This is a genomic window from Flavobacterium sp. ASW18X, assembly GCF_005144745.1.
Classification (GTDB): Bacteria; Bacteroidota; Bacteroidia; order Flavobacteriales; family Flavobacteriaceae; genus Croceivirga.
Genome location: NZ_SWKK01000012.1, coordinates 145,452 through 158,489 on the forward strand (window position 1 = coordinate 145,452; position 13,038 = coordinate 158,489).

Below are 13,038 nucleotides of genomic sequence, written 5' to 3' on the forward strand. Positions count from 1 at the left end.
TGCAAATTTCTATCTACGAATAAAAATAATGAGATTATAAGCTAAATAATTACGCAAAGAAATATTAGGCTCCCAAATCCCGGTATTTCTTTTAACAGACTTAACCTATGCTGAGCAATAAGACCTCACGTGTTTTATATGCACTACTTTTGGTACTAGTATCCTTAGTAGGCTATGCTTCTTTCACTAAAGCCAATTTTAGTGGACTAAGCTTTTATGAGTCTAATACCCCCCTAGCAGACCAAAACACAATCCCAGAAGAATTAAAAGAAAGCCAAAACAGTTCTGCTGATATTAAAGATTTATCTTTTGAAGCACCTGCTGCAATGATGTTTACTACTATCATTACCAATGCAGATGAAACTATTGGTTGTTCTGATAATGGATTTACCATTGCACGTTACAATTTGTGTGGTGAGTTTGATGATAGAACAGTGACCCTTTCTGGTTCTTATAGTTCTTACGTATGGGAACAATACACATACACAGGAACTGGAGCAGCAGACATTAATGATTCTTGTCCAGATACCAATAATGCCAGATGGTCAGTTGTAGATAATGATGCCAATTTTACCATTGATGCCAGTACAATAAATCCTACGAGTGGAGGGGAATTTAGAGTTAGAGTAAACGGTGGAGCATATTACTACTTTAAAGTTAAAAAGAGTACTATTACCCAAACATTTGTAAAAAGAAATTACATCTGTGACGTTCCTGGTAGAATACAAATTACGAATCTTTCTAGTGCCTACGAGTATGCAATAAATCCGGGAACTGGCTACGGCGCATGGCAAAATTCTGCCATTTTTGAAGGATTAACTCCAGGCACCTATATAGTGAAAGCAAGATTACGCAATACGCCAAATACTTGTGAATATCCGTATGAAGCCATAGAGATAGAAGAAAGAGAGATAGATATAAATGTTACTTATACGGATGCTAATTGTTACGGTGAAACAGGTAGCATAACCGTACAGGTAAATGATGTTCCTGGCCCATACAAATACACCCTTTTAGATCAGAGTGGTGTACCCCAAGAATTTACAACATTCATTGCCACAAACCCCTATACTTTTTCAGCTGTAGGTTTTGGTACTTATAGTGTACAAGTAGAGACACAGCAATGTGCCGGTGACCCTGGCAATGGAATCCCCGCTCCCAGACAAACAACAGATGTTAATGGCAACCCCATCACTATTGGTGATGGATTGGTGCCATTGGCGGCTTCTACGGAAGTTAATGAAAGTTTAAATGCAGCTTGTGGTGTTAATAATGTAGATATTGTAGTCCGTACCTCTGGTGGTGCTGGTCCGTTTACTTTTACTACGAGTGATGGTGGTAATAGTGGAGGCTCTTATACTACCTCTACTACTTACAATGTATCCGCGGCCGGAGATTATGAATTTTATATTACTGATAGCAATGGTTGTACTATTACGGCAACAGCTACTGTAGAAGAGCTTACGCCTCCAGATTTAACGGTAACAGGTACCAATGGTACTTGTAGTAATGGTGGTGCAAAACTTAATTTTTCAGTGAGTGACTCTAAAGGATATAACTTGTCTTTTAGAGCAACTCCAAGTGATGCCTGGTCTCCTAATCCAATTCTTTCTGTGGCAGCAGGCACGTATGCTAATATCCAAGTAAGGTACCAACAAGGAACCGTTGATTGTATACTGAATGTGCCAACGAGTGTTACGGTGACCAGCGTTGGTACTATTACTGGAAATGCCGTTAAGATTGCAGATAGAACTTGTGATGGTTCTGGAGGAGTAGATGGTGGTATTATTGAGTTTCAAGGCCCGTTTGGGGGTGGTTCTGGTAGTGGCTATGTATTTAGTATTTCTGGTGATGCGCCTTCTAACTTTTCAACCCAAACCACCTATAGCAATTTAGCACCAGGTACTTACACCCCTATAATAAGAGATGGTGGTGGATGTAGATTGGAGTTAACACCTATAACTATTTTGGATGTAGATCCGCCTACCAACATAGATTTTACCCAAAGCAATACAAACTGTGCTGCTAATACCTCTGATGTGCAACTAACAGTAACAGCTAATGCTGCTATCGCTACTTTTGAAGTGATAAGTCCGGTAGCAATTAACAATGGGGCCTCAGATACTTTTATTGGGTTAACCAATAATACCAATTATACCTTTAGGGTCACAGATGTAAATGGTTGTCAATACGAAGAAAGTTATAATCCATCGGTAATAAGTTCTGTAAGAGCTAGAGTCAAATCTGGTGGTGATTTAAGAGTTTGTTCTGGAGCTTCAGATGGTTCTGGTACATTTATAGTGGATGGTTTTACCAATAATTATACCTATAATATTAATGGTGGGGCAGAAAGTGCACCGCAGAATGCTTCCGAAGTAGACATTACAGGCTTGGCAGCAGGTAATTATACAATTACGGTAACTGACGTAGATTCGGGTTGTACAGATACAGCCATATTAACGGTAGCAGAGCCAGCTTCTGCTATTAATTTAACAGGTACGGTTACTGCCATGAGTTGCGATAACAACAATTTAGGTAGGGTAGTAGCCAATGCAACCGGGGGTTGGGGTAGCTATAGCTATACATTAGATTATCCAGATGGTACCACACAGGCAGGCCCTAAATCGGGAACTTCCTTTGGTAATTTAGGTCAAGACGGTACCTATACGCTAACGGTTGAAGATGTTGAGGGTTGTACAGATACGTTTACCTTCAACTTAACAAGATTAGATGCTCCAGTAATAGCATTAGATGCAGCTACAGATTATTGCTACGACCCAAGTTCAGGAGCAACGGTGGTAGTTACTGCTTCTGGCGGAACGGCAGGGCCTCCATATACCTTTAGATTAGACAATGGTACACCCCAAGCCTCTGGTACGTTTACCAATGTAGGTTCAGGAAGCCATACGATAGAAGTAGAAGATGCTAACGGATGTACTGATGAGGTTACGGTGAACATACGTCCACAACTGCGAGTAGCGGCTAATATTGTTGCAGAGATACCCTGCGGTGGTGCAGATGGAGAAATAGAAGTACGTGCACGTAACGGATACTTATCGGGCTCTGGAATAAAAGCTTATGAGGTTAGTGCAGACAATGGTACCACTTGGTCCGCTGCTACACCTTTGACCGCCAATACATTTAGCTATTTTACCAATGTACCGGGTACGTATGTGTTTAGAGTAACGGATAATCAAGGTTGTGTTGCTACCTCCTCTCCTGTAGAATTGGCGCCACCAGTAAATATAGACCCCGCTAGTACAGAAGTTTTCCCCGCAAGCTGCGGAGAAACAAATAATGGTAGAGTTATTATTACACCAGATGGAACTAGTGGTTTACCGCCATACGAGGTTAATTTTGATGGTAGAGGATGGGATTCTCAAACCGCTTTCTCTAACCTAAACGCTGGGCAAACTTACACGTTTCAAGTTAGGGATGCTAGAGGTTGTTTAACTGTTTTAGATAATGTTACAATTCCCACAGATGCTACCCCTGCGCCAGATGCAGCAGTGAGTCAAGTATTGGCTACCTGTACAACCGGCGTTGTAGAAGGTGGTATAAGTATCACTGGAGTAACCGGTGGTGTTGCTGATTTTACCTATATTTTACAAGATGAATTTGGAACAGAACTAGATATAATAGGACCTACGGCGAGTACTACGGAAACATTTACGGGTTTTGAGCCAGGGAATTATAGAGTAATTACAATTGATAGAAACGGTTGTACAGATACAGATGAGGTAACAGTAACACAAGCGACATTAGATGTGATTCCAGACCCAGTACCATTTCCAGTTTGTGGTCCATCGGGCTTCTCTAACACCGTGGAAATTGTTGGCGGCACAGGTCCTTTCTTAATCCGTTTGGTAGGGGATCCAAATCCGCCTGTGGTTCCAAATGTGCCGCCAAGAAGACACACTTTTAACGATTTACAATATGGAGTAACCTACGTGGTAGAGGTTACAGACCAGGGTACAGGTTGTATTTATGAAGAAGAAATACCACCAATTACTGGTCCAACAGCCTTAACAGTAACAGCAAACTCCACACCTGGTGCCTGTGATGTAAACAGAAACGGAGAAATACAATATACTATTGACCAATTTACAGTAGGTGATATGTTGGAGTTAGAATTGATGAATTCTGATGATGGTACCGTGGTAAATCTAGGTACAATTACTCCAGGTGCTGTTCCATATTCTGATGTAATAGCAGAATTAGCAGGGAACTATCAATTAATTGTGACAAACCTTACAGATAACTGTAATGCGGCGGCATCTGTAACTATTGAAGAAAATTTACCGAGTTATCTCATCTTATCAGAAGAACCTGCAAACTGTAATGCTTTAGGGCAGATTACAGTGCAAGGTTACGGTGGTGATGGAGGTCCTTACGAGTTTGCTTTTATGCCAGATGGCGTAACGCCAGTAGCAGGAGATTACAGTAATGAAACCACTTTTGTAGGTGCTGCAGGAGATTATGATGTGTATGTAAGAGACGGTTCTGGTTGTACTTCTTTTGATATTGCAACAATCATTGCACTTAGACCAGATTTACCAACGCCAGTGATAAATGTGGTGAATCAGTGTGATGTTACTGCAACTAGTTTTGAAATCAATGTAAGTATACCTACAGCTCTTGCAGATACCCCAAGATTTACTATGGGTGGTACTACGCAAATTGGTGTGGTAAACGGAAGTGTTTATGAAACTACATTCTTTGTGAATTCACCTGGAAACTATACTATAGATGTACAAGATGCAGATGGTTGTACTAGTGTGGGTGTTGCAGAAGTGTTCGATTTTCTAACGGTAAGTGGAGAATTTAGTACCATGCCTACGTGTTTTGATGCTGATGGAACTATTACTATTGATGTGACAGGGGGTAGTGACGATTTTAATTTTGAACTTCAAGATGGTTCTGGTGTTTATATAGGTCCTACATTGACAGGAAACCGTACAGCAGGTGTATTTACAGGTTTGGTAGCGGGCAATTACAGAGTCTATATTTTAGATAATGAAACAGGATGTTCAGATACGGTAAATATTAATCTAGATATACCTACACCTCCCGTATTACAGCCTTCCATTGTACAGAACATTTCTTGTAATGGTGCTAACGACGGCGCTATAGATATGCTGATAGACCCCGCAAGTGCTGTGGATACACCGTTTACTTATAATTTGTACGAGGCTGGGACATCCACTCTAGTCGCTACTAATGGTTCTGGAGTGTTTAACAATTTAACCCCAGGATTTTATGATGCAGTGGTGGTTACCGATAGAGGTTGTGAAGATAGAGAGGATAATATAGAAATAGAAGAACCACCAGTTTTTGAGATTGGTGCTTCTGCACCAGATTTTACCTGTGAGGTAGGCGCAAACAGATTTAGCAGTACGATTATTACCGTTGCTATTGATCCCAGCGGAACAGGCAATGTGGGTACTTCTGGGTATCAATATAGCATAACAGGTTTTAGCAACTACCAAACTAGCAATACATTCGAAATTATAGATAATGGTACTACACAAACTGTTACCGTGTATGCAATAGATGGTAACGGTTGTCAAGACCAAGTAGATGTGATTATTGCACCGCCAACAGATGTTGTACCAACCATTACAGATACCACAGCATTAACCTGCGCTACAGACGAGCTGGTAGAAATAACAGTAACGGGCACTACAAATTACGAGATTGAAGTAACGCCAGCTGTACCAGGTAGCCCATTTAACAGTGGGGGTACCGCAGCAACAACAATTAATTTACCTGCAGCTGGGGAATATCAATTTGTGGTAAACGATTTATCACCAAATGGGTGTTCTTATCCATTACCAAAATATACCGTAGTAGAGCCTATAGAACCAATAGCATTAATTTCTGAAGCAGCACCAATACGTTGTGACGGAGATACCAATGGTGCATTATTTATTGATGTATCTAATTATACCGGAAATTATAGTTACGAAGTTTTTGCCGTGGATGGTGCGGGAACACAAACTAGCACTGGCGTAACAGGTAACTTTAACACGGCGGACTATCCAGATATAAATGGAGACGCCGCCAGGATTTCCGGATTAAATGGTGGTAATTTTGTAGTCAGAATTACTTCAATAGATACGCCATTTTGTTCAGCGGAAAGCAATTTAGCAACGGTACGTACGCCAAGTGGACCGTTATCTGTAAGCACTACAGAAATTGGCAATGTAAGTTGTACGGACAATACAGGAAGTATTGAAGCTATTGGTACGGGCGGTTGGGATGTTGCTCCCTATGAGTACCAATTGTTGCAAGATGATGGTTCTGGAACATATCCTACAGTGATTACAGCTTTTTCAGGACAGCAATTATTTGAGAATTTAGCGAGTGGCGACTACCGTGTTGAGATTAGGGATGTAGAAGGTTGTGTGTCTTTTGATAACATCACCCTAAACCCAATCACCCCAATCACCGCTGGTATTAGAGAACCATCTGGCTTAGTGTGCCCTGGTGGTAACAACGCTGTTTTAGAGGCCTATGACCTAACTACAGGAGATGCTACTACGGCTACGGCAGGTGCATCAGGAGGTGTGCTGGGTGCAGGCTATAAATATCAATTAATTTACTTAGGTAGTAATAACATCGCCGATGAGTTGTCCCGTAGTGGATTGCAGGATTCCCCCACCTTCATCGGTACAAATGGGGAAGGATACATCAGTGCAGGATGGTACGCAATAGAAATTTCATCTAGCTATTCTTGTATAGGAGTAACAGCACCTTACTATGTAAATCCGCCACCTGCTATTATACCGAGTTTAGTACAAGTAAGGGCTCCCGGTTGTGGCGGGCTTGGTCAGATGCGTTTAACGGTAACAAATCCAGAAGCTGGGTTTGAATACGAATATCGTTCTGTAAATACTCCAGATCCTATAAACGACCCTTATATTTCTATGGGCGCCGGGGTTACCAGTGTAATTATAGATGGTGGTCCAGGGTTCTATCAATTTGATGTGAGAAAAGTAAATCTAAATAATACTTGTGATCCAGTTGCCTCTAATGGTTTAACCTTGGTAGATGCTCAAGATTTAGATTTAGTAGTTAACTTACCAGATGATATTTCTTGTGCCTCAGAAACAGATGGGCGTATAGAGTCTTTCTCTTCTGGTGGTGTAGGTTCTAACCAATATTTCTTGTACATGGGAGACCCTGGAGACCCATTTGCGCCAAATGCATCCGCGACCTTGGTAAGAGGTCCATTAACAGATGGTACTTTTGAAGGATTGCCAGAGAGTGCAGATTATTATGTTGCCGTAACTAGTGGTTCTACCTGTTTTGATGTAGAAGGTCCGTTTGTAATTACCAGACCTGCCCCAATAGAGTTTGTTAGTACTACAACAAACGTTAGTTGTAGTGGAGAGGAAGATGGTAGCGTAACGATAGCGGTAACTAGTGGTGGTGAAGGATTAATACAGTTTGCTATAGGTCCTAATTTTAACGAGTTCTTTAATGATGCCGAGAACCCAGGTGTTTATACTTTTGATGAGTTAACAGGTAGTCCTACAGGTACAGAATACGTGGTATTAATTCAAGATTCTCAGGGTTGTTCAGAAACTGAAATAGTTACTATCTATGCTCCAGAAGAATTGCAGGCTACGGCTGCTACAACACCAGAAACATGTTTGGGTGTAGCAGATGGTAGCGCTCAATTGAGTATTACAGGTGGAACTCCGTTTGTAGATGCTCTTACAGGAGAAACCTATTTTGAGGTAGCCTTTAATAGTAATTTAGAGGAAGATTATGTTAGAAATGATAGTCTGTTCTATGACAATCTATTAGGAGGAGAAACTTACGTCTTCTTTATAAGGGATGCTAGTGGTTGCGAAACTACTGTGTTTGCAGAAATTTCTAGTGGTGTGGATTTAGTGCCAACCGCAGAAGTGGTGTACGGGTGTGAGGGTATCTTTCCATTTAGTACAGTAACCATAGATTTAACCGATAGAAGTGAACTGTCAAGAACGCTTTTTTCTTTAGATGTAAATGATATAAGTTTAGCAACAGATGAGCGTGTATTTGGTAATTTACCAGAAGGGGAGCACACTGTTTATGCATATCATGAAAACGGCTGTGTAACCTTTGTAGAATTTTCGGTAGAAAGTTATGAACCCTTAATCTTGACCGCGGAACAAACCGGCCCTGGAGAAATTACAGCCGTTGCAACAGGTGGTTTTGGAGGATATGAGTTCTTCTTTAACGGAGATTCTTATGGTGCAGAGAACGTATTTACTATTAATTATGACAGTAATATAGAAATACGCGTGGTAGACGCTAATGGTTGCGAGGCATTGTTGTTAATGCCGTTCGATTTTGAAGGTATGCCAGAGTTCCCAGATTTCTTTACGCCGAATGGAGATGCCAGAAACGACAATTGGTTTGTAAAGAATGCGGACCTATTCCCTAACATGGAAGTTAAAATATTTGATAGGTACGGTAGGGTAGTGGCCATATTAACAGATGTAAAAGGATGGGATGGAACCTATGAGGGCTCACCTTTACCAACAGGGGATTATTGGTATGTTGTAAATGCCAATGACGCAGATAAACAACAATTTGTGGGGCACTTTACCCTTTACAGATAAAAATTTTGTTTGAAGATTGTAATTATGGGGTTATTGAGATTGCCTTTATAGATTTAAACGCAAGACAACAATAAAAAAATACAATCTAATAAACATCCCGCAAATAGCGGGATGTTTTCTTTTCAAAATAAGGTATACAAACAGATATAAAATACTGTTCAATAAATAAAAGATAATCTATTATAGTAAATGTATTATTAATGATGAGCATAATGGATACACTATTGGAGGAAAAAACAATTTTAGCCTCTAAAGAAGATTACTTTGGATTTAAATGTTATTTTTGCATCCCAAAATCCGGGATGTGGCGCAGTCTGGTAGCGTACACGCATGGGGTGCGTGTGGTCGCTGGTTCGAATCCAGTCATCCCGACAAGGTATAACAAAACAAAGGCTTCCAATTACGGAAGCCTTTGTTTATTATATTACTAAGCAGCAATTTTCCTACATTCCTCCGCACATGCTTTGCAACTTGTTGCGCATGCAAGACAATGAGCATGATTGTGCGCTATGCACTGTTCTGCACACCAATCACATATTTCAGCGCAAATAGCAGCATAAGCCCTGCTAAACTTAGAATTAGCACTCATACTTTTAATACAGGCCAAACAAGCGTCTATACATTCCATACAACACTTTGGACAGTCATTCATACTTTCTTTCCCCGCCATTTGAGATAGGCAGTACTGGCAATCCACTAAACATTGCTGACATAAAGCGATACAAGTAGTGTATTTCTTATTCATATTGTTGGTTTAAATTCCTTTAAAAATTAGCGCTAAAGAAATTACAAAGGCAAGACAAAAGAATAGTCCTGAGCCAATTAAATAAATTTTAGTTCTAATTAGTGTTTTGTTAGCGTTACTTATAGTTGTCATAGTTTTTTTTTTTTTTTGGTACGTTGTCTTATGTAAACAACACAACAAAGATGCAACACCATTTTAGGGTATAATTGCTGCATTAAAATTGTGTTTAACTCATTTCATTAAGAAAACATTTAGATATGCACACTTAGCATCTAATGGATACTACTAAATAGAGAAGGAAATTTTGAATTTCGTAATTAAGAGCTCGTCTATTTGAAAATTTAATTTTTAAGTAGGGCAACAATTTTCATATTAAAATTTAACTAAGGCTCTATTGATAAATTCACAATAAACTTCGTCAAACGGATAGCTGCAGACAATTTTAACATCTCATGATTTTTGTCATCAAATACTGCTTTGATGTCTTCTATTTTTGTGCTTATGTGGCTTAATTACAAGGTTTTAAAGGGTGTGTTGGTTTTTGATTCAAAAATGCAAATAGATGGTGTCAAAATCTATTTTTAGGTCATTTTATAAAATGAAGCGAACCTAATAACCCTCTTAACATAGTTTTAAGTTGCTAAAAAGTGAGGTTGTGTTAACCTCTTACTGATAACTAAAAACTAACTTGAATATGCGAAAGAAAATTTCGATGTTATTCTTGGTACTCTTAGCTGTACCATGTATTGCATTAGCGCAAATGAATGTGTCGGGAACCGTCACAGATGATATGGGTACTCCTTTACCCGGCGCTACAATTATTTTAAAGGGAACCACAAACGGTGTAACCACAGATTTTGATGGTAATTATACCATCCAAGCCAATGAAGGCGATGTTTTGGTATTTTCTTACATCGGTCTTAAAAACAAAGAAGTCACCGTAGCTACAGAGGTAATTAATGTTTCTTTAGAAAGTGACGTTGCCCTTTTAGATGAAGTTGTAATAATTGGTTACGGTACCACTACAAAAAAAGACGCTACAGGTGCCGTGCAGTTATTGACATCAGAAGATTTGAATAAGGGAGCTATCACTACAGCAGACCAAATGATTACGGGTAAATCTGCCGGTGTACGTGTGGTTAACAATGGTGGTGACCCAGATGCGGGGATAAACATTCGTATTCGTGGAGGTTCTTCCTTAAATGCGAATAACAGTCCGTTAATCGTAATTGATGGTGTGCCATTATCCAACCAGAATCCTGCTGGTCAGGCAAACCCATTAACCTTAATTAACCCAAATGATATTGAATCTTTTTCGGTATTAAAAGATGCTTCCTCTACGGCTATTTACGGTTCTAGGGCTTCTAATGGGGTAATTATTATTACTACTAAGTCTGGTACTAAGGGAGCACCACAGTTTAATTTCTCTTCTAACGTACAGGTTGGTACGTTGAGCAATCAAATAGATATTTTTGATTCTGCGGAGTATGTAGATTTTATCCAAAATACCTATCCAGACAGTGCTGGGTTACTAGGTTTAAATGGTACTATTTATGATACCAACTGGCAAGAAGAGATATACAGAACCTCTTACACCGTTAATAATAACCTTACGGCTAGAGCAAACCTTTTTAATAAAATCCCAATTAGAGCTTCTTTTGGCCATTCAGAAATTGCGGGTATTTTAAAAGAGTCGCAATTGGATAGGTACACAGCGTCTTTAAATATTGCACCAGAGTTTTTTGATCAGCATTTAAAAGTGACTATCAATGCTAAAGGAATTGCTACAGAAAAAGACCAGCCAGATGGTGGAGCTATTGGTAGTGCCTTAGCTGCCAATCCAACATTACCAATATATGACCCACAAGGTGGTATTTTCGGAGGCTATTTTCAATTAACAGATGATCAAGGTATAGTGGGGCCAGCCAACCCATTAGCATTACTAAAGCAACGTGAGCGTAATGAAGATGCAGACCGTTTTATTGGAAGCGCTGAATTTAGATATAAAATTCATGGTTTTGAAGAGTTAACAGCGGTGGTTAACGCAGGTATAGATTATTCAGAATCTACTATAAACGAGTACTTTTTGCCAAGTGCCGTGGGCGCATATACCGTTTTTGATGGGCTGGAGATATTCAACAATTTCAGTCCAAGTTACAGAGAAAATCAAATTAAGAGAGACCATTTGTTAGATGCCTATTTGTCTTACGCTAAAGATTTTGAAGGAGCTTTGAACAGATTAGATGTCCAAGCGGGTTATGCATACCAAAACTTTGTAGTCGATGGCGCACCTTTTTCAACAGTTACTAATAATGGTTTTAGAGAGCGTGTAAATGAAAATAGATATTATACAGAGCTTAATCTCCAGTCTTTCTTTGCTAGAGCAAATCTTACACTATACGAGAATTTTTTATTGACAGCATCCATTAGAGCAGATGCGTCATCTTTATTTAATGAGAACGATAGATGGGGGTATTTTCCTGCAGCAGCCTTAGCTTGGAAATTAGATGAGGAAAAATTCTTTGAAGAAACGGATTGGATAGACCAATTAAAACTAAGATTAGGTTGGGGTCTTACAGGACAACAAGATGTTACTAATATTGTTGGTTACTATCCTAGTACGGCATCATACGGTATTGGTAATGAGACGGTTCAATATAATTTTAACGGTCAAAGTATTCCAGGTTATAGGGCTAATCCTTACAATCCAAATTTAACTTGGGAATCAACTTCAACTTACAATTTAGGAATAGATTTTAATTTATTTTCTAATGTTCTTAGTGGTAATATAGATGGTTATATAAGGAATACTACCAACTTGTTGGCAAATGTTCCACAATCAGAAGGAGCCCTGTCAAATGAATTTGTGGAAAATGTTGGTGAAACCGAAAGTAAAGGTTTTGAAACTGCACTACAATTTAGACCTATACAAACGGATGATTTCACCTTAGAATTCAATGCTAATGCAGGATTTAATGAGACCTATATTACTACATTGGGTAATATCACTCAATATGGGAACGGTGGAGGCATTGGCCGTGGAACTGGTGTAAACATTGGGCAAACTGCTGTAGGGGAGCGTAACCGTACCTTCTGGTTGTATGAGCAAGTGTATGATGCTGATGGTAAGGCGATAGAGGATGCTTTTGTAGACCAGAATGGCGATGGCATCATCTCTGATGCGGACAGAAGATTTATTCCGTTTGAACCTAAATGGACGTACGGTTTTGGTACGTTTATTCAGTACAAAAACTTAGATTTTACAGCTAACTTAAGAGGGCAAATAGGAGGTAACGTCTATAATGCTAATTTGTTAAATAGAGGATTTGCTCAAGCAGCAATTCCGCAAACAGATTCTGGATTCATCAATAATACGTTGGATTTATATGATGGTGTGCAGTATAATGGTTTTCCAGAAATTCCTTCAGATACACAGGCCTTATCGGATTTTTATTTATCAGATGCCTCTTTCTTAAGATTAGATAATATAACTATTGGTTACAACCTTAAGCCTTTTGAAGACAAAAAATTAAGCTTAAGATTTTACGGTTCTGCCAATAATGTTTTTGTTATTACGGATTATGACGGTTTAGACCCAGAGAACTTTAATGGTATAGAATCTTCGCCTTATGCAAGACCACGTACCTATACATTAGGTGTAAATGTTGATTTCTAAAA

General features: G+C 39.3%; 2 protein-coding genes and 1 tRNA gene. All 3 read left to right on the plus strand.

Annotation, left to right across the window (positions count from 1 at the left end):
• Positions 1 to 107 precede the first annotated feature (107 nt).
• The 3 genes from FBT53_RS09685 (at position 108) to FBT53_RS09700 (ending at position 13,036) form a co-directional block, all read left to right on the plus strand.
• On the plus strand, positions 108 to 8,615 hold the full coding sequence (locus tag FBT53_RS09685; RefSeq protein ID WP_136950987.1) for a T9SS type B sorting domain-containing protein: 8,508 nt from the start codon (positions 108 to 110) through the stop codon (positions 8,613 to 8,615).
• Positions 8,616 to 8,913: 298 nt separating this feature from the next.
• Positions 8,914 to 8,987: transfer RNA gene (locus FBT53_RS09690), tRNA-Pro, on the plus strand.
• Positions 8,988 to 10,054: 1,067 nt separating this feature from the next.
• Entirely contained in the window at positions 10,055 to 13,036 is a 2,982-nt protein-coding gene (locus FBT53_RS09700) for a SusC/RagA family TonB-linked outer membrane protein (protein WP_136950989.1), read from the plus strand.
• The last annotated feature ends 2 nt before the right edge of the window (positions 13,037 to 13,038 follow it).